Here is a 23,741-nt window from a genome sequence, read left to right as displayed (position 1 = left end):
CAGGGGCCTCGCATCAGCCCTCGATCATCTCCCGCACCTTGGTCGTCAATTGGTCGAAGGCGAAGGGCTTGGTGATCATCTGCATCCCTTCTTCAAGGAACCCGGAGCGGGCGCCGGCATTTTCCGCATACCCGGTGATGAACAGCACTTTCAGATCCGTGCGCAGTTGCCGGCCAATGTCGGCCAGTTGGCGACCGTTCATGCCAGGCAGGCCGACGTCACTGATCATCAGGTCAATGCGCTGGCTCGATTCCAGAATCGGAATCGCCCCCGCCGCATCACCGGCTTCTACGTAGGCATAACCCAGCTCGCCCAGGACCTGGCTGACCAGCGCGCGAACGGCCGGATCGTCCTCGACCAGCAGAATGGTTTCGCCTTCACGGGCGTGAGCCGTGTCGTCGGGGAGGGCAGGGTCATCTTGCTGCGCTGCGCCGTGGTAACGCGGCAGAAACAGCTGCACCGTGGTGCCGTCGCCCACCTGGCTCTCGATCTCGACATGACCGTGGGATTGCTTGGTGAAGCCGTAGATCATCGACAGGCCCAGGCCGGTGCCCTGGCCAATCGGTTTGGTGGTGAAGAACGGATCGAATGCCCGGCTGATGACGTTCTCGGGCATCCCGCAGCCCGTGTCGCGCACGCTGAGCACCACGTAGTCACCCGGCAGGAGATTTTCATAGGCGTTGGTGAATTCGCGGTCGAGGCGGCGGTTGAAGGTTTCGATCATCAGCATGCCGCCGTCGGGCATGGCGTCGCGGGCGTTGAGCACCAGGTTGAGCAGGGCGCTTTCAAGCTGGTTCGGGTCGGCCTCGGCGGTCCACAGTTCCGGGTCCAGGCACATGTCGAGACGGATGCTCTCATTGACGCTGCGGTTCAGCAGTTCGCCCATGGAATTGACCAGGTCGTTCATCAGGACCGGCTTGGGGTCCAGCGACTGGCGGCGCGAAAACGCCAGCAAGCGGTGGGTCAGGGCGGCGGCGCGATTGGCCGAGGTCACGCCCAGGTCGATCAGGCCATCAAGGTCATCGGTGCGACCCCGCGCCAGACGACGCCTTAGCAGTTCGAGGCTGCCGATGATGCCGGTCAGCATGTTGTTGAAGTCGTGGGCGATACCGCCGGTGAGCTGGCCCACCGCTTCCATCTTCTGCGACTGCCGCAGGACTTCTTCGTTGTGGCGCAGTTGGGAGGTGCGTTCCTCGACCTGCTGCTCCAGGGTTTCGTTGAGCCGGCGCAGTTGCTGTTCGGCCAGCTTGCGCTCGGTGATGTCCGAGGTCACGCCCGACAGCAGGCTGACGCGGCCATTGCGCGCCCGGATCGCCCTCGCTCTGATGTCCATCCAGTGGACCGAGCCGTCCGGCCAGACGTTGCGAAACTCGATGATGAAATCGGCGCCGCTGTCCAGGGTGTGCTGCAACACAGACTGCATGCGCGGCTGATCCTCGGGATGTACCGCGTTTAGCCAGTCGTGGTACGAGAGCGTGTCGCGCTCGTCCCGGCCAAAGTGTGCCTTGGTGATGTCCGAGCACTCCAGCCTCAGAAATTCGGTATCCAGCTGCCAGGAGCCCAGCCGTCCGGCCTTTAGCGCATGCTGCAGGCGCTGTTCGCTTTCGAGCAGTTCTTCCAGCCGGGTACGGGCTTCGTATTGGCGTCGACGCCCGCGCACGGCGGTGCTCACCAGACTGATGAGCGTGGCAGGGTGAAACGGCCGCTCCAGAAAGGTGACGTTGCCGAGCATCTTGCCCAGGTGCGCCGAAGGGTTCTGTTTCGGGCCGCCATGGTGGGTCAGCAACACGATAGGGAAGTCCGACCAGGCCGGCTGATTGGCCAGCAGGCTGAGCAGGGGATTGATGTCTGCACTGCGCAGGGCCTCATCGGCGATGATCGCCAGGCCTGCACCGGACATCAGCTCACTGCAGAGCTGCGCCAGGTCGTGGGTGATGATCGCCGGGTAGCCGGCTTCCTGCAGCATGGTCAACGCGATCTGGCTGTCCCGTCCGAGGGGGGCCAGGATAATGGCCCGTTCCGATAACTGTCCCGGAGTGCTCACGCGTCGGTGTCCCGCAACAGGGGAGTTTTCTCACCGTGATATTGAGGGATGCCACGCAATACGCCCTGAAAGGCTTCCAACGGTTCGCCAATGGTCATGCCGGACGAACTGATGCGGTATTCACGAATGGTTGACTCATGGGTGCCTGTGCGTTTTTTGATGACGGAAATGGCCCGACGGACCTGGCCCAGTGCTTCGAAGTAGCGCAACAGAATCACCGAATCCGCGAGGTAGGTGATGTCCACCGGGGTCTGCATGTCGCCGACCAGACCGTGCTGGGCGACGGTCATGAACGTCGAGGCGCCGTGACGATTGAGGTACAGCAACAGTTCGTGTACGTGCAATACCAGCGCGTTTTCTTCCGGCATCGCGGCCTGATAGCCGTTGAGGCTGTCGATCACCACGGTCTGGATACCCAGTTCGTCGACACAGCGGCGAACGCGGTGGGCAAATTCACCCGGGGACAGCTCGGCAGCGTCGACTTGCTGGATCATCAGATTGCCGGTCGCTTCAAGTGCGCGGAGATCAATGCCGAGTTTATTCATGCGCGTGTACAGCAGGCCCAGCTCTTCATCGAAGATGAACAGCGCCGCCTTCTCGCCACGCTCCACGGCAGCGGCGGCGAACGTCAGCGAAATCAGCGATTTACCGGTCCCCGCAGGCCCCAGAATGACGGTGCTGGAACCGCTGTCCACTCCGCCTCCCAGCAAGGCGTCGACTTCCTGGATGCCGCTGCTGTGCTGGCGACTGACATACCCGGTACGGTGCTCGGCCGCCACCAGGCGCGGAAACACCTGAATGCCGTCGTCCATGATGTTGAAGTCGTGATAGCCACCGCGGTACTTCTGGCCCCGGTACTTCACCACCCGCAGGCGTCGGCGCTCGGCGCCATAGGTCGGCGTCAGGCCTTCGAGGCGGATGACGCCGTGGGCAACGCTGTGCACGGTTTTATCCAGGGATTCGGTGGTGAGGTCGTCGAGCAGCAAGACCGTCGTGTCGTAGCGCGCGAAGTAATGCTTGATCGCCAGGATCTGCCGACGATAACGCAAGGAACTCTGCGCCAGCAGGCGGATTTCCGAGAGGCTGTCGATGATCACCCGCGAAGGTTTGACCTGCTCGACAATTTCGAAAATCTGCTTGGTCGCCTCGCCCAGTTCAAGGTCCGAGGAGTACAGCAAACTCTGCTGATGGGCAGCGTTCAACAAATCTTCAGGGGGTGTCAATTCGAACACCGAGATGTTCTCGCCCAGCTCCCAGCCGTGGGAGCGTGCGCCGTCGCGCAATTCGCGTTCGGTTTCAGACAGCGTGATATACAGACCACGTTCGCCCGCCGCTGCGCCTGCCAGCAGAAACTGCAGCGCGACGGTGGTTTTGCCGGTGCCGGGCTCTCCTTCCAGGAGAAACACGTGACTGCGCGAAAGACCACCCGCAAGGATGTCATCCAGGCCCACGATACCGGTTGCCGCTTTTGATGTAGTCAAGAATCGCCCTCTTGCGACCTGAGAAAGAGTCGGGCATCGAAACGGGTTCGACTGCCCTGGCCGTCATGGCCGGGAATGTCCGGTTCCATGCAGCCATCACTCTGGACCGTCACCCGCTGTGACCGTTCAGTTTATCGGCGGCCGATCGACGGCATCTGCGGGGTTTCGGCACGTTCGCTATCCGGCAAATGGCGCAACCGTGGCCTGCGGGCGCACATACTGACTTGCTATGATCCGGCATCAAGGAATAAACCTCGTCTGGCCTCTACAAGGATCTAAAACCGTGTCTGACTACAGTGCGTTCAAGGTCGAGATGGCCGACCACATTGCCCACGTGCAGATCAATCGCCCGGAAAAAATCAACGCCATGAACGCTGCGTTCTGGCAGGAAATCATCGAGATCTTCCGCTGGGTCGAGGACACTGATGACGTGCGGGTGGTGGTGCTCAGTGGTGCAGGCAAACACTTCTCTTCCGGCATCGATCTGACCCTGCTCGCGTCGGTGGCCAGCGAGCTGGGCAAGGATGTGGGACGCAACGCCCGCCTGCTGCGGCGCAAGATCCTGCAGATGCAGGAATCCTTCAGTGTGGTCGACCGCTGCAGCAAGCCGGTGCTCGCCGCCATTCAGGGCTATTGCATCGGCGGCGCCATCGACCTGATCAGCGCCTGTGACATGCGCTACGCGGCGGACGATGCACTGTTTTCCATTCGCGAAATCGACATGGGCATGGCGGCGGACGTCGGCACCCTGCAGCGACTGCCGCGATTGATCGGCGACGGCATGATGCGCGAAATGGCCTATACCGGCCGCAACGTCGGCGCCGATGAAGCGCTGCGCATTGGCCTGGTCAACCGCACGTTCGCCGACCTGCCGCAGTTGCTCGAAGGCGTGTTCGCCATTGCCCGGGACATCGCGGGCAAATCACCCATCGCCATCAGCGGCAGCAAGCGCATGATCGGCTACATGCGCGATCACAGCGTAGACGACGGCCTCGAATACATTGCCACCTGGAACGCTGCCATGTTGCAATCGGCCGACCTGAAGCTGGCGATGGTGGCTCATATGAGCAAACAGAAGCCGGTCTTCGATAATTGACTGACCTAATTGAATGCGTCACCACCTGCCGCTTCTGAGCCTCTCTCCAGCTGCAGAAGGGCAGGTCGGTGATCAGAGGAGTTGAGGCATGACGCGCCCGAAGCGTTGGACCACCGCTGTGCTTGATGTTCAGGCGCCCGGCGGTTGGGCTGTGGTTCAGAGTGACCAGGGCTTTTTGAAGGACAGTAACGGCGTGCTGTTCCCGCGCGAATGGCTGAAGCGGCAGGATTTGTCGCTGATGCATGAGCACGGCATTGGCCACTTCGATGGCCAGCCTGTGTACGTGCAGACACTTCGACATTCGCCCGAGTCGGCGGTGGCTTTGGATCTGGAGGGTGCTCAGTGGCAGACCCTGCGCCAGTTCATGCTGGCCGACGACGCCGAGGTGTTCCAGATGCTCGGCTACGCGGCGCAGATCAGCACCTGGGCCCGCGAACACCGTTTTTGTGGCAGTTGCGGTCAGCCGGCGCAGCCAGTGCCGGGGGAGCGGGCGATGTATTGTCCGCACTGCGATCTGCGCGCCTATCCGCGGATCTCGCCGAGCATGATCGTGCTGATCACCCGCGGCGACGAGGTGTTGCTGGCGCGCTCGCCGCGGTTTGTGTCCGGGGTCTACAGCACGCTGGCCGGGTTTGCCGAGCCGGGTGAGTCGGCCGAGGACTGTGTCCGGCGCGAGGTGATGGAAGAGGTACAGGTAACGGTCAAGAACATCCAATACATGGGCAGCCAGTGCTGGCCGTTCCCGCACTCGATGATGCTGGGCTTTCACGCTGAATACGACAGTGGTGACATCGTGCCCCAGGCGGACGAAATCGAGGACGCCCAGTGGTTCAGCATCCATGACCTGCCGCCGTTGCCGGCCAGTCGCTCGATTGCGCGCTACCTGATCGATCTGTATCTGGCCCGGCGCTCAGGTTCAGTTGAACCAGTGCTGCCAGGCCAGGCGGACAGTTAAGCCCAGCACCACGGTGATGAACACAGGGCGGATGAATTTGGCGCCGCCCTTGATCGCGGTTCTGGCGCCCATAAATGCACCGGCCATCACCGCTACTCCCATCGTCAACCCGATGACCCAGTCCACCGAGCCGTTGATGGCGAAGATCATCAACGCGGCGGCGTTGCTGACGAAGTTCATGCTGCGGGCGACGCCGCTGGCCTTCACCAGATCGACCGGGTACATCAACAGCGTGCTGACCGTCCAGAACGCCCCGGTGCCGGGACCGGCCACGCCGTCGTAAAAGCCCAGCCCGAGGCCCTGGGGCAGCTGCCATTTGGTCTTGATCGGCGCATTGCTGTCCAGCGGCGCCTTGGGCGTGCCGCCGAACAGCAGGTACAGCCCGCAGCCGAACACGATCACCGGGAGCATCTGGTTCAGCAGTTCCGCCGGCAGAAAATGCGCGACCACGGCACCGATCAGCGCACCCACCGCCGTCCCGATCAGGCCGCGTTTCCACTGAGCCGGGTGAAACAGCTTGCGCCGGTAAAAGGTGTAGCCGGCGGTGGCCGAGCCGAAGGTGGAGCTGAGCTTGTTGGTGCCCAGCACCAGATGCGGCGGAAGCCCGGCCGTGAGCAGGGCAGGCGTGGTCAACAGACCGCCGCCGCCGGCAATGGCATCGATAAAACCGGCGACAAAGGCAACGACAGCCAGCACCAGCAGGGTGGTGGGTTCAACGGTGAGTTCGAACGGCATGGGAAGGCGCTTATCGGGCAGATGGGCAGAATGGCTGCCCGGAAGCGCCGCATTCTACCTGCAAGGCGCGCGGTGGAGTAGGGCCGGCTTCAGCCGGGAAGAGGCCGGCGCGAACACCCTCAATTTTCGGGCTCATACCCGACTCAAATATCCGAAACACTCACCCAGCGCATTTCTTTCGCCGCCATGCGAATCGCTGTAGCCAGGCGCTCGACCGCCATCGCTTCGGCAAAATCCGTCCCGTTCGAACCCTGCCCAGCCAGCGCTTGAATCAATTCATACACTTCCAGCGTCTTCAGCTCGTTGTACCCCAGCTGATGCCCAGGCGCCGGGCAGAAAGAGGCATACCCGGGCTGCGCGGGCCCCGCCAAAATTCGCTGGAACCCGTCGCGTCCCGGCGCGCCCGCGCGGTACAGCCGCAGCTCGTTCAAACGTTCCTGATCAAACGACAACGTGCCTTCGGTGCCACCGATTTCGAAGCTCAAGTGATTCTTGTAGCCGTGCTTGAGCCAACTGCTGCCGAACGTACCCCGCGCGCCGTTGGCAAAGCGCAGCAGCGCGTAGGTCTGGTCGTCGATGCTGATTGCCCGTCGCTCTTCGCTGCCGGGCGCGACCGGTCGCTGTGGGTGCACCGTTTGCGAGTCCGCGCACACCGCCTCGACATCGCCGAGCAGGTACCGCGCCATCGCCAGCAAATGACTGCCGAGGTCCGCCAGGGCGCCGCCGGCATGGGCCTCTTCACAGCGCCACGACCACGGCGACAACCCATCACCCATGAAGTCCTCGCTGAACTCCCCCTGGAAACTGACGATCCGCCCCAGCTCACCGCTGTCGATCATCTGCTTCGCCAATCCGATGATCGGGTTGTGCTGGTAGTTGTAGCCCACCCGTGTGACGACACCGGCCTTGCGCGCGGCCTCCTGCATCTCCCTCGCCTGGGCCAGACTCACCGCCAGCGGCTTCTCGCAATACACCGCCTTGCCCGCTTCAAGGGCGGCCATGGCCATGGGGAAATGCAGCAGATTCGGCGTGGTGATTGCCACCAGATTGATCGCCGGATCGCAGATCAGCTGCTGCCAGTCGCCATGACTGCCCTCGAACCCCCAACTGGCCGCGCACTGTTGCGCACGCGCAGCATCTGCATCGGCCAGCGCGATGAGCTTGAGGTTGAAGGGGAGATCGAACGTGGTGCGAGCGTTGTGAAACGCCAGGGCGTGAGCCCGACCCATGAAGCCCGTGCCGATCAGGCCGACGCCCAGTTCTGGAAGAGAATTCCCGCGCATGACAGCGTGTCCTTTCAAGACGTGTTGTTGTGCGGAAAATGTAGGCGGTCGGGGTGCCCGATGGAATCTTTATTCCATCAGGAACACCTCAGTTTTACCTCAGCGGCTCATGTTTACCTCTACGACTCAGGACAGGAACCCACCGTCCACGTTCAACGCCACGCCTGTCGTGTAGCTCGACGCATCGCTGGCCAGGTACAGCACCGTCCCCGCCATCTCGCTCGGCGCCGCCACCCGCTTGAGGGGAATCTGCGCCAGGGCGGTGTTGAGGATCTTCTCGTTGCTCACCAGTGCCGAGGCGAACTTGGTGTCGGTCAGGCCCGGCAGCAGGGCGTTGCAACGGATGCCGAACTGCGCGCACTCCTTGGCGAACACCTTGGTCATGTTGATCACCGCTGCCTTGGTCACCGAATAAATGCCCTGATACACGCCCGGCGAGACGCCGTTGATCGACGCGACGTTGATGATGCTGCCACCGCCGTGTTCACGCATCAGCTTGCCGGCTTCCACCGACATGAAGAAGTAGCCGCGGATGTTCACGTCGACGGTCTTCTGGAACGCACCCAGGTCGGTGTCCAGCACGTTGCAGAACTGCGGGTTGGTCGCCGCGTTGTTCACCAGAATGTCCAGCCGCCCGAACTGCTTGCGGATCTGCGCGAACACCGCCGTGATCTGCTCCATTTCACCGATGTGGCAGGCGATGGCGGTGGCTTGACCGCCCTCGGCGATAATCGCATCGGCCACTTGCTGGCAGCCGTCGATCCTGCGGCTCGAGACGATGACATGAGCGCCTTGCTGGGCCAGCAGTTTTGCGATGGCTTCACCGATGCCACGGCTGGCGCCCGAAACAAAAGCGATCTTGCCATCGAGGTCGAACAGTTGAGTCTTGGACATTGTGGGTTTCCTTGTCGTGTCGCAATCAGAGGCTGGAACGCTCAATCACTTGCAGGGCCATGCGCTCGAGCAGGGCGTTCATGTGAACGAACGGGGCGAAGCGCGTGTCCTGGGTCTGGCCGTGGAAGAAGCGGTAATAGATTTGCTGGACGATGCCGGCCAGACGGAACAGACCGTAGGTGTAGTAGAAGTCGAAGTTGTCGATGGCGATGCCCGAGCGCTCGGCGTAATACGCCACGAACTGCGCGCGGGTGAGCATGCCCGGCGCATGGCTGGGCTGGCGACGCATCAGTTGCACCGGCGCGGGGTCGTCCGCCTGAATCCAGTACGCCAGGCTGTTGCCCAGGTCCATCAGCGGATCACCCAACGTGGTCAGCTCCCAGTCCAGCACGCCGATGATCTGCATCGGGTTGTCGGGTTCGAGGATGACGTTGTCAAAGCGGTAGTCGTTGTGCACCAGGCTTGAAACCGGGTGGTCGGCCGGCTTTTTCTCGTCCAGCCAGCGGGCGACCTTTTCCCAGCTCGGTGCGTCGGCGGTGCGCGCTTTCTCGTAGCGCTCGGTCCAGCCGCGAATCTGCCGCTCAACGTAACCCTGGGGCTTGCCCAGATCGCCCAGCCCGCAGGCGGAGTAATCCACCTGATGCAGCTCGACCAGCCGATCAATGAAGCTCTTGCACAGGGTTTCGGTCTGCACGGCATCGAGGTTCAGCTCGGTGGGCAATTCGGAGCGAAGGATGATGCCCTTCACCCGCTCCATCACGTAAAACTCGGCACCGATCACGCTTTCGTCGGTGCAATGCAGGTACGCTTTGGGGCAATAAGGGAAGGCGTCTCGCAACTGATTGAGGATGCGGAATTCGCGGCCCATGTCGTGGGCGCTTTTTGCCTTGTGCCCGAACGGCGGGCGGCGCAGAACGAATTCCTGCTCGGGGTACTTCAGCAGGTAGGTCAGGTTTGACGCGCCACCGGGAAACTGACTGATCTGTGCGCTGCCGCTCAGGCCGGGGATCTGGGCTTTCAGGTAGGGGTCGATCAACCCGGCGTCGAGTTCTTCGCCGGATCGAACCTGGGTGGACTGGTCAGTGAGCGCCATGCTTATCCCTGCAGATTATTTTGGTGGGCCAGGATCATTGGCTAATCTAATGCGCCCCGGCGCCGGCGAACAAGGGCTATTGGCGAGGGTGTTACGGGGTAATCAGCATCCCTGATTCACGGGCGCGGTCGCTGTTCGGCACATCGCCCAGGCGAAAAAAAACCGAAGCCGGGCAGCTTCGGTTCTTTCGCAAGGGCGGTGCGTCCTCAGGAAGGGAACAGCTCGCTCAGTTTCATCGCCAGCATCATGTCGCCTTCAGCGCGCAGTTTGCCGCCCATGAACGCCTGCATGCCGTCGGTCTCGCCGCTGACGATGCCTTCCAGGGTTTCGCCGTCCATCACCAGGGTGACTTGCGCGTCCGGGTTCTCGCCTTCCTGCAATTCGCAGGTGCCGTCCTTGACGATCAGGGAGAAGTTCTTGGTTTCGTCAATGCGGAAACCGAACACCAGGTCAAGGCCCGCAGCGGCGGACGGGTTGAACTTGGCTTTCATGGCTTGGACGGCGTTTTCTACGGAGCTCATGGTGTGATCCTTTTATAAGAGTGATGACGAGCACTTTGCGGGTGCGATTGGCCGGGCTCAGCGGTAGGTGATGAGCTCCGGCGCCTTCATCAGTTGCAGGTGCGCGTAACTGTTGAAGGAAGCCAGGGACACCTCGCGCTCACGGAACTTCAGGTGATTGAGCGAGGTGTTGACGATGTGCCAGTTAAGTTCGAAGGCCTGGGTGGCCGGCATTTGCGTGATCAGGTGGAGCAGGGCGGTGATGGTGCCGCCGGAGGTGAATACGGCAATGCGATCGCTGGGCCCGGCGTTGTCGAGAATCCCGCTGAGGCCGGCTTCGACCTGCTCGACGAAAGCCTGCCAGCTCTGCAGCGCGGCGGCGTCGTGATCCCCGATCAGCCAGCGGCGAATGATCGCGGCAAACAGGCGCTGGAACTCGGCGCGGTTGTTGGCGGCGTCGCGCATGACCTCGAAGGCGCTGGGTTCTTCATCCAGCATCGCCGGGAGCAGCGCGCGGATCACGCCTTCTGCGTTGAATTCGTTGAAGGCGATGTCGGTTTCGAGTTCGGGTGTGGCGAGGCCTGCAGCGTTGAGGTGCGCGATCACCGTTTCGGCCGTATGCCGCTGGCGGAACAGCGCACCGCTGATGCAGCGGTCGAAGCTCAGACCCAGCTGCGCCAAGTGCGCGCCGAGGATTTCCGACTGACGAAAACCGGTGGGCGAAAGGACGTCGTAATCGTCCGCACCAAACGAGGCCTGGCCATGTCGTATGAGATAGATGCTGCCCACGACCGCTTCACCCTGGCACGTTGAAAGTGCTGGGAGGTTATGAGGACGGCCCGCGGTCTGTCAATGAAAAAACATACGCTCGTTTGAATTGGCCGATCTGTCCCGTATTCGCCGTCTCGTCACTGGCCCGGTCACCGGCGCGCCGGTATGCTTGGCCCCATTCGCGATCCTCTGCCGAGGGTCTGCTGTACCGGTAAGGAGTTTCTGTGGAGTTCATTTTCGATTACGCCAGCTTCCTGGCAAAGACCGTCACCATCGTGATCGCGATCATTGTGGTGCTGGTAGTCATCGCTTCGATGCGCGGTCGTGGTCGCCGTGCTGCAGGCGGTCAGTTGCACGTCACCAAGCTCAATGACTTCTACAAAGGGCTGCGTGATCGCCTGGAAGGCTCGCTGCTGGACAAGGCCCGGCTCAAGGCCCTGCGCAAGTCCCAGGCCAAGGCGCTGAAGAAGGACAAGAAGTCCACCGAGGTCAAGTCGCGGGTTTACGTGCTGGATTTCGACGGCGACATCAAGGCCTCGGCCACCGAGAACATGCGCAACGAAATCACCGCGCTGCTGAGCCTCGCCACCCCCAAGGACGAAGTGGTGCTGCGCCTCGAAAGCGGCGGCGGCATGGTGCACAGCTACGGTCTGGCGTCGTCGCAACTGGCGCGGATTCGTCAGGCGGGTATTCCGCTGACCATCTGCATCGACAAGGTCGCGGCCAGCGGCGGCTACATGATGGCGTGCATCGGCACCCGGATCATCAGTGCGCCGTTTGCGATCCTGGGCTCGATCGGCGTGGTGGCCCAACTGCCCAACGTCAATCGCCTGCTGAAGAAGCACGACATCGATTTCGAAGTCCTGACCGCCGGCGAGTACAAGCGCACGCTGACGGTGTTTGGCGAGAACACCGAGAAGGGACGCGAGAAGTTTCAGGAGGATCTGGACATCACCCACGAGCTGTTCAAGAACTTTGTCGCCAGCTACCGCCCGCAGCTGGACATCGACGAAGTCGCCACCGGCGAAATCTGGCTGGGCATCGCGGCCAAGGACAAGCAGCTGGTGGATGAGCTGAAGACCAGCGACGAATACTTGTCGGAAAAGGCCAAGACCGCCGAGGTGTTCCACCTGCACTACGCCGAACGCAAAAGCCTGCAGCAACGTGTAGGCATCGCGGCGAGCACGTCGGTTGATCACCTGTTGACGGGGTGGTGGGGCAAGCTGACGCAACAGCGGTTCTGGTGACTGATCCCTTGAGCGCATTGCGTTAAGGCTGCAGGCACCCATTGTAGGACCGGCTTTAGCCGGGAAGGGGCCATAACAGGCGCGACATTGATAGCGCTCACACTGACCTCTTCCCGGCTGAAGCCGGTCCCACTAAATGGAGCCCGTGCAGCTATTGAGATTTACAGTGAACACGAATGTGGGACCGGCTTTAGCCGGGAAGGCGTCGGACGCCACACCGCAAGATTGACGGTGTTTGCACCTTGACCCAGCTGAATTAAAAAGCCCCGGCTTCGCAGGAAGTCGGGGCTTTTTGTTGAGCGTTTTCAGCGATGGTTCAACGGCGTCGAAACAGCGGCAACGGCTCGTCGGTAGCCGCCTGATAGGTCACGGAAAAGTCCTTCAGACCTTCCAGCGCCTCATACGGGTCCTTGTCGGCACGGATCGCGAACGCGTCGAACCCGCAGCGGTGCAGGTAGAACAGCTGATCGCGCAACACGTCGCCAATCGCCCGCAGCTCGCCCTTGTAACCGTAGCGATCACGCAACAGGCGGGCGTTGGAGTAGCTACGTCCGTCAGTGAACGCCGGGAAGTTCAGGGCGATGACCTGGAACTGATCCGCGTCGTCGCCGATTTCTTCGGCTTCCTCGTCGCTGTCCAGCCAGACACCCAGGCCGCCATCACGGGCCTTCAACGCATGGGCATGCTCGCGCCACAGGTTCAGCGGCACGATCAGGTCGTCGCAGTTGGACAGGCTGTCGAACGTCGTGTCCTTGGGCAGCAGGTGCCAGGTCTCGTCGATGACCGCGTTGTTCTTAATGATTCGCTGCATAGACGCGCTCCTTGAAAGGGTCGATGCCAATACGCTGGTAGGTGTCGATGAAGCGCTCGTCTTCGTTGCGTTTCTCAACGTAGACGTTGATCAGCTTCTCGATCACGTCCGGCATGACGTCCTGTGCGAACGACGGGCCAAGGATCTTGCCCAGGCTGGCGTCGCGGCTGGCGCTGCCGCCCAAAGACACCTGGTAGAACTCTTCGCCTTTCTTGTCCACGCCGAGAATGCCGATGTGGCCAACGTGGTGGTGGCCGCAGGCGTTCATGCAGCCGGAGATGTTCAGGTCCAGCTCGCCGATGTCGAACAGGTAATCAAGATCGTCGAAACGACGCTGGATCGATTCGGCAATCGGGATCGACTTGGCGTTGGCCAGCGAGCAGAAGTCGCCGCCCGGGCAGCAGATGATGTCCGTCAGCAGGCCAATGTTCGGCGTTGCGAAGCCTTGCTCGCGCAGCTCGCCCCACATCGTGAACAGTTGGCTCTGCTCGACGTCGGCCAGAATAATGTTCTGCTCGTGGGAGGTGCGCAGCTGACCGAAGCTGTAGCGGTCGGCAAGGTCGGCGATGCCGTCCAGTTGCTTGTCGGTGAGATCGCCCGGCGCGACGCCGGTGGGTTTCAGCGACAGCGTCACCGCTGCGTAGCCCGGCTTTTTGTGGGCCAGGACGTTGCGCGAGCGCCAGCGGGCGAAGCCGGGGTGCTGTTGATCCAGCTGGGCCAGTTCAGCGCTGTCATCGGTCAAGGCCTTGTAGTCCGGATCAACGAAGTGCTTGGCGACGCGATGCACTTCGGCCTCGGTCAGCGTGGTCTGGCCGCCGCGCAGGTGGGCCATCTCGGCCTCGACCTTCTCGGCGAACACTTCAGGCGTCAGGGCCTTGACCAGAATCTTGATGCGCGCCTTGTACTTGTTGTCGCGACGGCCGTAGCGGTTGTACACACGCAGGATGGCGTCGAGGTAGCTCAACAGGTCCTGCCACGGCAGAAACTCGTTGATGAAGGCGCCGACCACCGGCGTGCGACCCAGGCCACCGCCGACCAGCACGCGGAAACCGAGCTCGCCGGCAGCATTCTTCACCGGCTCCAGGCCGATGTCGTGCACTTCGATGGCGGCGCGGTCGGACGTCGAGCCGTTGATCGCGATCTTGAACTTGCGCGGCAGGTAGGCGAATTCCGGGTGGAACGTCGTCCACTGGCGGACGATTTCACACCAGGGGCGCGGGTCTACCAATTCGTCGGCAGCGACGCCGGCAAACTGGTCCGTGGTGACGTTGCGCAGGCAGTTGCCGCTGGTCTGGATCGCGTGCATCTGCACGGTGGCCAGCTCAGCGAGAATGTCGGGGATGTCTTCGAGTGCCGGCCAGTTGAACTGCACGTTCTGGCGGGTACTGATGTGCGCGTAGCCCTTGTCGTAATCGCGGGCGATCTTCGCCAGCATGCGGGCCTGGCGCGAGGTCAGCTGGCCGTAAGGCACAGCGACGCGCAGCATCGGGGCGAAGCGTTGGATGTAGAGGCCGTTTTGCAGGCGAAGCGGGCGGAACTCTTCTTCGCTGAGCTCGCCGGCCAGATAGCGGCGGGTCTGGTCGCGGAACTGCTTGACGCGGTCCTCGACGATCCGCTGATCGTACTCGTCGTATACGTACATGGTGGTCCTGTTCTCAGGCGGTTCACTGCTGCTGGGCCAGCCGGAAAGGCGATGCGTTGTCGTCTGCTTTCAGGCTACCGAACAAATCTGCGCGCACGGCCGCGCACTCCTTGCGGAGCCGGGGGAGGTTACCAGTTTGCAGATATGCGCAAAAGTGATGTTTGAGTATATGCACAGAACCAAAAGTGCTAAGCAGCACGTCGGACCGGCATAACCTCACTTGTGATGAGGGCATGGCTCAACTTTACTCTGGTGATGGCCGCCGACACCTGTCGCTGGTCCGCGAGTTTTGCGATCACCCATAAAACAGACAAAAGGCGATGCAATGCGAAATCACCCGAAAGTAGTCAAAACCGGCAGCCATGTGGATGCATGGGCCATTTTGTTCATTATTGTGCTGGTGGTGGGGGCGGCGGTGTTCTGGGTGACCCACCAGTAGCGCGGTTCTGCGTGCTCCTTAAATGTTTTGACTGCTGCACAGGCTGGGCGGATACCACCGATCCGTAGGAGCCGGCTTGCTGGCGAATGCGTACGTACGGACACTGCAACGGCGTCTGCGAGATCGGGTTCGCCAGCAAGCCGGCTCATACGGACACCCTGTGCCGCCGGTCCTTATAAGACCGCTCGTTTTATGAGCGCGTTTAGCCGTCGCTCGCTTTGCCATTTCCAGTCTTCATACTTCGGCCCTGAATATTTAAATATTCAAGCGGCTCAGACTGAATCAGGTCACAGGTCTGAACTCAATGGTAAACAGTCGATAAACGTTCGATTAAACGGAATGTCTATTCGGGCTGTTCGCCAATGAATATAAATCATCGCCCTGGGTGTTGTTCACAGTGCCGGCTTTAATTCGCTTCATATTCCGGCCTCATATTAATTTCGCTTAACGTGTCAGAACTTTCCGTAGGACCGCTCCTGATATTTGTAAGAAGTTTCTTGATATGAAAAGTCGGGTAGCATTTTATTTTTTCAGTGATTAGCCTTGCTTCTCAACGCCGGGTGGACTCTGGGCGACGTAGCTGCGGCCCAGGGGTTTCGGCCTCTTGGGCAGGCTGCGGGGTTCGCGTTGTGCACATTTCCGCGGTCGAGTTCCCGCCCTTAAATATCGAGTATCAAGGCGGATGGCAAGCCAGCAGTCACGACATGCGTTATCCAGTGCGCGCACTTTATTGATGTGGGCCGGCATCACGTTATCGCCTGGGTGATCGATTAATCATTCAATCCTGAAATCGTTCTCGGTGTTATCTATGAATCCAGTCAGTCATGAGCCCTCCGGTACTGCGCCGATCAATGTAGACCTTATCTTCCAGGACACCTATTTGCTGGCCGTTGAACTGAATTATGGTTGCACCATGACCAACAGCAAAACATTGCGCGAGACGTGCATTGCCCAGGTCGAAGGCGCGCGCAGCGCATTGCAGGAAGCAGGCATGTGCCGGCGCAGTGTCGACTTGATCATCCATGCGCAATGCGCGCTGCTCGATGAAGCCGTGATGGCCAATGTCGGGGACAGCGTCCGACAGATATGGATCAACGAATCGTTGCAGGCGAGGTTCTGCGGGCATCACCGAGCGGGTGAAATCCTGCATGAGCAAATGCGGGAAGTGCTGCGCGAGCCTGCGCCGGACATGCACGTCGTGACCATCTTCCAGCGGGTGATGATGTTGGGGTTTCTGGGCGGTTATCAATCGCTGGATGACAAAGAGCGTATGGTCCTGAAAAACCAGTTAGATGCACTGGCAGGGCCGCAACTGTTCCCGGTGCGGCCGACCTGGATAGACGCCAGAGGGCCTGTCCGCAGATTCCCCTGGTGGCTACGTTCTCCACTGCTGCACCTGGCAATCGCGGGGCTGGCGCTGGTCGTCGTGTGGTGGTTCCTGAATCGTACGCTCGCCAACATGGTCGACGAGCTTGCCGTGAGGGGCGTCTGAACATGACGGACTCATTCCCGGTCTTTTTCGATCACAGCCGTCACACGCTGGATGTCGATGAGCTGGATGCCGACCTCGACGTACTGACGTTCACGGGCGAGGAGACGCTCAGCCAGCCATTCATCTATGTCATCGAATTCACCGCGTCGAGGCAGGATATCGGCGCCGGTCAGATGCTCGGCAAAGCCGCGCGGTTTACGCTGCACATCGCGCCCCACGTGCTGTCCAGCGCCATGGGCGGTCTGCCGCTACCCGCCGTACCCCCGCTGCGCACCCTGTGTGGCGTGGTCACCGGTTTCAAGTGCCTGTCAGCCTCCAGGGACGAGGCGCGGTACGAAGTCACCCTTGAACCGCGGCTGGCGCTGCTGTCCCGCGGGCATCAGTACCGTATCTACCAACACATGTCGGTGCCGGAGATTGTCGACAGCATTCTGCGCAGTCGCCACGGCATGGAAGGCCATGATTTCCGCTTCAAGCTCGTCCGTGACTACCCCCGGCGCGAGCAAGTGATGCAGTTCGGCGATAGCGATCTGGCGTTCATCTCACGGCTGCTGGCCGAGGTGGGCATCTGGTTTCGTTTCGCCCACGACGCCCGTCTCGACATCGACGTGATCGAATTCCACGACGATCAGCGCCACTACCAATGGCCGCAAACCCCGGTGCCGTGTCGCTCGCCATCGGGGCTGGACAGCCATGATCAGGACGCGGTGTGGCAGCTGCAATCCGACCATTGCGTGGTGGAAAAGAGCATTTACTTTCGTGCCTACGACCCACGCGACGCTAACGCCTGGCTTGACGGCGAGGCCGATCAAAGCCGGCGCGCCACCACCACCTACGGCGAGGCCTATCACTACGCCGAACCCTATACCGTGCTGGGCGACCCACGGGATCAGGACGAAGACCTTGAAAGCGAAAGCGGCTTTTTCTATGCCCGGCTGCGCCACGAGCGTTATCTCAATGCCCAGACGCGCTTAAGTGGCGTCAGCAGCAGTGCGACCCTGGCGCTGGGGCAAATCCTCGACGTCACCGGCGACGCCCCCCACGCCTTCGAGCCTGGCGCCGTGATCACGGGCCTGAGCCTGCGCGCCGCCCGGGATCGCAGTTTCGAAGTCGCCTTCGTGGCCATTCCCTTCAGCGAGACCGTTTGCTTCCGTCCCCCGGTGCCGCGCAAGCCGCAGCTCGCCGGCACCGTGGCCGCCCGGGTGACCAGCGTCATCGCCAACGACCCTTACAGCCACATCGACAAGGAAGGTCGCTACAAGGTCAACTTCCTGTTCGACCGTGACCACTGGGAGCCCGGTGAAGAAAGCGCGTGGCTGCGTCTGGCCCGGGCCTACGCCGGCGACACCCACGGCCTGCACCTGCCGCTGATTGCCGGCACTGAAGTGGCCGTGGCCTTTGAGCACGGCGACCCCGACCGGCCCTACATCGCCCATGCCTTGCACGACGACCGGCATCCTGACCCGGTGACCCTGGCGGACCGGGACTTCACCCGCAACGTGCTGCGCACGCCGGCCAACAACAAACTGCGCATGGAAGACGAGCGCGGCAAGGAGCACGTCAAGCTCAGTACTGACCACAGCGGCAAGAGTCAGCTGAATCTGGGGCATCTGGTGGACGCCAGCAAGCAGAAGCGCGGCGAAGGCTTCGAATTGCGCACCGACGGCTGGGGGGCGATCCGCAGCGGCAAAGGCCTGTTCATCAGCGCCGATGAACAGGCCGCAGCCCAGGGGCAACAGCTGGAGATGGCAGCGGCGATTGCCCACCTGCAGCACGCGGTAGAGCAACTGCAAGGGCTGTCCCAAGATGCCCAGGCGAGCAGGGCCGAGCCCGCTGGCGTTCAGGCGCAGGTGGACTTGCTTGAGCAGAATCTCGAACAGCTCAAATCCGCCGTGCTGTTGCTGAGCGCGCCCCAGGGGATTGCCCTCACCAGCGGCAAGCACCTGCAACTGGCCGCCCACGACAACCTCATGCTCAACGCTGGCGGCGAAGCCGACATCAGCGTGGTCAAGCGGATGTTCATCGGTGTCGGCAAAGGCTTGAGCCTGTTCGTGCGCCAGCTGGGCATCAAGCTGATCGCCAATCAAGGGCCGGTCAGCGTGCAGGCGCAGAACGACACGCTGGAGTTGCTGGCGCGGCAAGGCCTGAGCATCACCAGCACCGAAGACGAGATCCACATCGTCGCCAAGAAGAAGATCGTGCTCAACGCCGCAGGCAGCTACCTGACGCTGGAGCAGGGCCTCATCGAGTCGGGGACGGCGGGCGACCATCTGCTCAAGGCCGCGACTTTTCAGTTCATCAAGGGCGGCGCGACCATGGCTGCCGACCATCCCGACTCCCCGAAACAGCTGACCCGCCAGCCCCTGCGCCTGAAGCTGGCCGCAACGCCCAACCTTGGCGGCAGCTGGACGCACATGCCCTACAAGCTTTATGCCGATGGCGGACTGATCACCGAGGGCGTCATGGACGGCAGCGGGCAGGTCGAGGTTGACCATCAGCCGACGACGCAGGAATACCGGCTGGAAATGGCCAACGGCGTCAGCTACCGCATTCCCGCCGTAACCGCTTACAGCCATCCCGAGCAGGGAAGGCTGGCCAATCAGGGCCTGCACAATCACCGTTCCGCGCCCGACACCCCGGTCAATCAGCCGGCTTCACACACCGACCACCGCACGCAGTACGCCGCCGTGCTGAATAACACCGCCGATCAGGAAGAGGAGGCCCCATGACGCAGCCCGAAATCGTCGCGCCCGTATCGTTTCAAGAAACCGACACCGTGACTCTGACGCCCCCTTGGTTCGTGCAGGACTCTGAGTACCCGCCAGCCTTGGCGACCTATAAGCCGCTGGTGAACGGCAAGGACACTTTTCAGGCCGTGCACGAGGCCATCGAAAAAGCGATCCATTCGGTGGACATCATCTGCTGGGGATTTCAGCCGTCGATGTATTTCATTCGCACCGGGGAGAAGCAACCCTGCATCGGCGAGTTGCTCATGCAGAAGGCCAGACAGGGCGTAAAAGTACGCGTGCTGGGCTGGGAAATGCCATTCAACACTGCAGGCGTGGGTGGCGAAGCCAATCTGCCCGGCAAAGGGCGTGTACCGATTGACGATCGCAAGATGCAGAGCGCCACCGATGATCAGTACGCCTATGACCGTAAGTGGTTCGCGATGTGTTCCATCGCAGGCATTCCTATGCCGTTATGGCGTGACCTGGAAAGGCCTGCATTTGCCAGTCGCGGCTTTAGCCTGTTCGACCGCGCCGAGATCATTCACCAGGCCCGGTATCACGGTTCCGACCCGAACCTTAGTGTCAGCACACTCGGGGCCCTTGGCGCGTTCGCCACCCACCATCAGAAAACCGTCCTTGTGGACTATGAAGCCCCCGAACAGGCGGTGGGTTTCGTCATGGGCCACAACACCCTCGATGAGTATTGGGACACCGACGCTCACTCGGCGCTCAAGCGCGACAAAGCCAGCAAACCTCGTCCCAATGCCGGGCCTCGGGGCGACACGCCGCGTCAGGACATTTCCAGCCAGGTGGCCGGGCCGATCCTGGAGCACCTGCACCACAACTTCGCCACGGCCTGGTTCGACGCGACGGGCGAAGACCTGATGACCACCCGCGACGCCATGGCCCTGGGCAAACGCTTGAAATGCCCGCCCGACCAGCAACGGCACTTCGCCCAGATCCTGCGCACCCAGGCCCAGGAAGGCCGACGCGACATCGAGACGCTCTACCTGCAAGCGGTGAACAACGCCACGGGCTTCATCTACATCGAAAACCAGTACTTTCGCTGGCCGCCGCTGGCCGAAATGATCAAGAAGGCGGCCATCGCCCAGACCCAAGGCGGGCGCGACCCCGGCAAGCACGGCGCATTGCACCTGTTCGTGATCACCAACGTCACCGACGACGGCATCGGCAAAGGCACGGTCAACACCCAGCTTATGCTCGACAGCTTGGGGCGCGCTGACACCATGCCGAAAATCACCCAACTGCAACGCATCGAGGCAGCCAAGGCAGAGGCCGCTGCGCAGGAGCAGGATCTGAGCGAACTGATCGCGGACCAGGCGATGACCTTCGTGAGCCATTTGCTGACCGGACCTAATAGTGAGATGAGCGAGAAAGCGCTGCAAAAGCAGCGCGACGTCGAAAGCGCCGCGGCCTTCCGACGGGCCGTGCTCGAAGGCCAGATCAAGGCCATCGAACAGGAAGTGCTCAAGCCCGAGGACATCCCTAACCTCAAAGTGCACATCTGCTCGCTGGTGGCGCCCGACTCACCTCCCGGCAACTGGATGCCGGTGTACATCCATTCCAAGTTGATGATCGTCGACGACGTGTTTACCACCCATGGCTCCGCCAACATCAACACCCGCAGCATGCAGGTGGATAGCGAATTGAACATTGCCCATGAGTGGGCGAGTGAAACTCAGGCGTTGAGGCGGAGGTTGTGGGATCTGCATACGGCGGGGAGGGGGATCCAGGATCAGCCGAAAGCTGCGTTCAAGGCCTGGCAGGAAATCATCAAGAAAAATAAGGACCTCCGCGCAGACGAGAAGGGTAAGCAGCCTTGCGCTCCCCTCGTCGAATTTCATTACTCCCCCGCCACGCTGACGAACCTCGACTGATGCGCCGCTTACTGCTGCTTGCCTGCCTAGCCATGACTGCCTGCGACAACGGCAACGGGTTACGACCACTACCGGACAAGGACATCCCGATGAAATCTCTCGCTGCAATTAAGGACAACCTCGCCTTTACTTGCAAACACGAAACGCTAACTCCGGGGAGTGCTGACAGCGATGTGCTGTTCCAGTACGCCCGTTGGTTGGAGAAGAACAACCAGCTGAAACAAGACCCGGATACCGACCTTGAAATTAGTCGGCTGTACCGTATCGCCACTGAGAATGGTCATCCCAAGGCCAATATCAACCTGCAGAACGGCAGCCTGCGCGGGAAATACAAACTCCGGGGCTACGAGCACCTGCGCTTCAGTCAAGACCTGATCGATGCAAACGTAGCCACGGGTTACTACTTCGTCTCGCTATTTTTGAAAAACGGTATTGCCGATTTGAAACCAGATATGGAGATGTCGTTGCGCTTTTTGCGCAAGGCGGCCGACGAAGGAAGTGCCCAAGCTCAATACGAGATTGGCGACGCGCTGGCGCCGAGCAGCAGAGCGCCCGATGTCGCGCGGCAGATGCGTCGGTGTGCGGCTGAGCAAGGGCATGGAGATGCAGCGCTGGAGCTAGCAGTCAATCTCCAAGGTAGGCGGCAATACCGAGACGCGCTTGAGGCATTTCAGCTCGGCGTCGCCGCAGGCGATGAAACTTCCGCAGGATGGCTGGATGACAGTTTTCGAGGTCCGGAGCCGACCGATGAGTTGCATTACTTGGCTCTCGACAAAGATCTCGACCGCGCCGAGCGCTACAACAAAATCTGGAGCATCCTCGCCGACTACTCCTACGCTCACCCCAAAGTCCCCGAAATCAACGACATCCTCCCGCTGCCCCCGGCCAAGCTGCCGCCGTGGGACGGCAAGCTGCAATGGCTGGAAGCCCGCGAAGCCAATGTCCCGCCGGAAAAGCCTTCGCCGGAGTTGATCCAGCGCCTGACCCAGGACCTGAAACTCGACCCCGCCACCGGCAAGCCGATGCCGGGCGCCAAGGGCTTCAGCCAGGCAGACCTGTCGGCCGACCAATGCGTCGCCGGGACGAAGTGCCCGGTCAGCGGTTGGTGGCAGGTGTTCGAGCATCGGGAGCTGCACACCCCCGACGGCCAGCCGATTGTTCGTCACTTCGAGCAAGGCGATGTCTTCCCCGTCCAGCGCATGCGCTACTATCGCGACCGAATCTGGCCGCTGCCCAAGAGCGAACACGAAGGCCCGGTGCGGGTCTGGTGGAGGCTGGCATGAGGAACCGTGCTTGGCTTTTGTCATGCCTGTTGCTGGCAGGTTGCGATGTACCTGTCACCCAGCGGACGCACACCGCATCGGTGCCGTCACTCAGCGAGATCCAGGGAAATCTGGCCTTCTCTTGCAAGCACCAAACTCTACCTGCGGCCAGTCCCGACAGCGATGTGCTGTTCCAGTACGCCCGTTGGTTGGAGAAGAACAACCAGCTCAAACAGGACCCGACTACCGATCTTGAAATAACCCGGCTGTACCGGATCGCCGCCGAAAATGGGCACCCCAAGGCCACCATCAACCTGCAGAACGGCAGCCTGCGAGGGAAATACAAACTGCGGGGTCACGAACACCTGCGCTTCAGTCAAGACCTGATCGATGCGAACGTAGCCACAGGTTACTACTTTGTGTCGGTGTTTCTAAAAAACGGTATCGCCGATCTGAAGCAAGACATGGAAATGTCGCTGCGCTATCTGCGCAAGGCCGCTGACGAGGGCAGTGCGCAAGCCCAATATGAAGTTGGTGATGCGCTGGCGCCGAGCAGCAGGGCGCCGGATGTCGCGCGGCAGATGCGTCGCTGTGCCGCTGAGCAAGGGCACGGTCCCGCGGCGCTACAGCTAGCAATCAACCTCCAAGGTAGACGGCAATATCGAGATGCTTTGGAGGTGTTTCAACTCGGCGTCGCCGCAGGCGATGAAACTTCTGCGGGGTGGTTGGATGACAGTTTCCGAGGACCTGAGCCGACCGATGAATTGGATTATTTAGACTTGCCAGAAGACTTGGAGCGCGCCGAACGCTACAAAACCATCTGGCGCATCCTGGCGAGGTACTCCTACGCCCACCCCAAAGTCCCCGAAATCAACGAAATCCTTCCGCTGCCCCCGGCCAAGCTGCCGCCGTGGGACGGCAAGCTGCAATGGCTGGAAGCCCGCGAAGCCAATGTCCCGCCGGAAAAGGCTTCGCCGGAGTTGATCCAGCGCCTGACCCGAGACCTGAAACTCGAACCCGCCACCGGCAGGCCTATGTCTCAATCGCTCCCCCTTACCCGACCCACCCAACTAGAAAAGGATTTCACATGAAAGGCATCATCCGCATCGGCGACACCACCACCGGCGGCGGCATCGTCAAAACCGGCTCGGACGCAATGATCTTTGAAGGCATCGGCGCAGCGCGCGTAGGCGACATCGTGCTTTGCCCGCTACCAGGCCATGGCACCACCCGCATTGCCCAGGGCAACTCAGGCTACAGCGACGACGGCGTACCCGTCGCGTTCCACGACGACCTCTGTGAGTGTGGCTGCGCATTGATCACCTCCCTCCCGGAAGCCACAGCCGGCTGAGAAGGCAGGATGTTTTTC

At 61.3% G+C, this 23,741-nt stretch carries 19 protein-coding genes; 9 read left to right on the top strand and 10 right to left on the bottom strand.

The window, feature by feature from the left end; all coding sequences use genetic code 11:
- Positions 1-13: 13 nt before the first annotated feature.
- A complete protein-coding gene (locus EC919_RS03765) occupies positions 14-2,044 on the bottom strand; it encodes a response regulator (RefSeq protein ID WP_133771349.1) in 2,031 nt (676 codons plus the stop codon).
- Complete coding sequence (locus tag EC919_RS03760) at positions 2,041-3,525, bottom strand: ATPase domain-containing protein (RefSeq protein WP_133771348.1); 1,485 nt, start codon at positions 3,523-3,525, stop codon at positions 2,041-2,043. Before EC919_RS03760 ends, EC919_RS03765 begins: the two co-directional genes overlap by 4 nt.
- A gap of 283 nt (positions 3,526-3,808) precedes the next feature.
- Here EC919_RS03760 and EC919_RS03755 point away from each other — a divergent pair, with 283 nt between their 5' ends.
- Together EC919_RS03755 and nudC are read left to right on the top strand one after the other, a co-directional pair.
- Positions 3,809-4,621, top strand: a complete 813-nt coding sequence (locus tag EC919_RS03755; protein WP_133771346.1) for a crotonase/enoyl-CoA hydratase family protein — start codon at positions 3,809-3,811, stop codon at positions 4,619-4,621.
- Between the two features lie 88 nt (positions 4,622-4,709).
- Positions 4,710-5,576: an NAD(+) diphosphatase gene (gene nudC, locus EC919_RS03750; protein ID WP_133771344.1), complete on the top strand. Its 867-nt coding sequence runs from the start codon at positions 4,710-4,712 to the stop codon at positions 5,574-5,576.
- Here the strand turns inward: nudC and EC919_RS03745 are convergent.
- From EC919_RS03745 to EC919_RS03720, 6 genes are all read right to left on the bottom strand, one after another.
- The gene (locus EC919_RS03745) at positions 5,538-6,311 is read right to left on the bottom strand and encodes a TSUP family transporter (RefSeq protein WP_133771342.1); all 774 of its coding nucleotides are present in this window, start codon (positions 6,309-6,311) and stop codon (positions 5,538-5,540) included. The genes nudC and EC919_RS03745 overlap by 39 nt on opposite strands.
- Positions 6,312-6,454: 143 nt before the next feature.
- A complete protein-coding gene (locus EC919_RS03740; protein ID WP_133771339.1) occupies positions 6,455-7,594 on the bottom strand; it encodes a Gfo/Idh/MocA family protein in 1,140 nt (379 codons plus the stop codon).
- Positions 7,595-7,720: 126 nt separating this feature from the next.
- A complete protein-coding gene (locus EC919_RS03735) occupies positions 7,721-8,488 on the bottom strand; it encodes an SDR family oxidoreductase (protein WP_133771337.1) in 768 nt (255 codons plus the stop codon).
- A gap of 25 nt (positions 8,489-8,513) precedes the next feature.
- Complete coding sequence (locus EC919_RS03730; RefSeq protein ID WP_133771335.1) at positions 8,514-9,581, bottom strand: phosphotransferase family protein; 1,068 nt, start codon at positions 9,579-9,581, stop codon at positions 8,514-8,516.
- A gap of 206 nt (positions 9,582-9,787) precedes the next feature.
- Positions 9,788-10,102 carry an SCP2 sterol-binding domain-containing protein gene (locus tag EC919_RS03725; protein WP_133771333.1) on the bottom strand — a complete coding sequence of 105 codons (315 nt, stop codon included), beginning with the start codon at positions 10,100-10,102 and terminating at the stop codon, positions 9,788-9,790.
- Between the two features lie 57 nt (positions 10,103-10,159).
- The gene (locus EC919_RS03720; RefSeq protein WP_133771331.1) at positions 10,160-10,870 is read right to left on the bottom strand and encodes a histidine phosphatase family protein; all 711 of its coding nucleotides are present in this window, start codon (positions 10,868-10,870) and stop codon (positions 10,160-10,162) included.
- 206 nt (positions 10,871-11,076) lie between these two features.
- Here EC919_RS03720 and sohB point away from each other — a divergent pair, with 206 nt between their 5' ends.
- Positions 11,077-12,099, top strand: a complete 1,023-nt coding sequence (gene sohB, locus EC919_RS03715) for a protease SohB (RefSeq protein ID WP_133771329.1) — start codon at positions 11,077-11,079, stop codon at positions 12,097-12,099.
- 316 nt (positions 12,100-12,415) lie between these two features.
- On the opposite strand, the gene EC919_RS03710 is transcribed toward sohB, so the two are convergent.
- Both EC919_RS03710 and EC919_RS03705 read right to left on the bottom strand, forming a co-directional pair.
- Complete coding sequence (locus EC919_RS03710) at positions 12,416-12,910, bottom strand: DUF934 domain-containing protein (protein WP_133771327.1); 495 nt, start codon at positions 12,908-12,910, stop codon at positions 12,416-12,418.
- Positions 12,894-14,552 carry a nitrite/sulfite reductase gene (locus EC919_RS03705; RefSeq protein ID WP_133771325.1) on the bottom strand — a complete coding sequence of 553 codons (1,659 nt, stop codon included), beginning with the start codon at positions 14,550-14,552 and terminating at the stop codon, positions 12,894-12,896. The genes EC919_RS03710 and EC919_RS03705 overlap by 17 nt, the downstream gene beginning before the upstream one ends.
- Before the next feature lie 1,247 nt (positions 14,553-15,799).
- Between EC919_RS03705 and tssL the strand changes: the two genes are divergently transcribed.
- From tssL to EC919_RS03675, 6 genes are read left to right on the top strand one after another with little or no spacing between them, the layout of a single operon-like run.
- Positions 15,800-16,483: a type VI secretion system protein TssL, short form gene (gene tssL / locus EC919_RS03700; protein ID WP_133771323.1), complete on the top strand. Its 684-nt coding sequence runs from the start codon at positions 15,800-15,802 to the stop codon at positions 16,481-16,483.
- Between the two features lie 2 nt (positions 16,484-16,485).
- Positions 16,486-19,212: a type VI secretion system Vgr family protein gene (locus EC919_RS03695; protein ID WP_133771321.1), complete on the top strand. Its 2,727-nt coding sequence runs from the start codon at positions 16,486-16,488 to the stop codon at positions 19,210-19,212.
- Entirely contained in the window at positions 19,209-21,110 is a 1,902-nt protein-coding gene (locus EC919_RS03690; RefSeq protein ID WP_133771319.1) for a phospholipase D-like domain-containing protein, read from the top strand. Before EC919_RS03695 ends, EC919_RS03690 begins: the two co-directional genes overlap by 4 nt.
- Positions 21,110-22,393, top strand: a complete 1,284-nt coding sequence (locus tag EC919_RS03685) for an SEL1-like repeat protein (RefSeq protein WP_133771317.1) — start codon at positions 21,110-21,112, stop codon at positions 22,391-22,393. The genes EC919_RS03690 and EC919_RS03685 overlap by 1 nt, the downstream gene beginning before the upstream one ends.
- Entirely contained in the window at positions 22,390-23,463 is a 1,074-nt protein-coding gene (locus EC919_RS03680; RefSeq protein ID WP_133771315.1) for an SEL1-like repeat protein, read from the top strand. The genes EC919_RS03685 and EC919_RS03680 overlap by 4 nt, the downstream gene beginning before the upstream one ends.
- Positions 23,460-23,723: a PAAR domain-containing protein gene (locus EC919_RS03675; RefSeq protein WP_133771313.1), complete on the top strand. Its 264-nt coding sequence runs from the start codon at positions 23,460-23,462 to the stop codon at positions 23,721-23,723. The genes EC919_RS03680 and EC919_RS03675 overlap by 4 nt, the downstream gene beginning before the upstream one ends.
- Positions 23,724-23,741 lie beyond the last annotated feature (18 nt).

Origin of the sequence: Pseudomonas graminis (genome assembly GCF_004364335.1) — a bacterium.
GTDB classification, from domain to species: domain Bacteria; phylum Pseudomonadota; class Gammaproteobacteria; order Pseudomonadales; family Pseudomonadaceae; genus Aquipseudomonas; species Aquipseudomonas graminis_D.
This window is presented reverse-complemented; position numbering and strand designations above follow the sequence as displayed.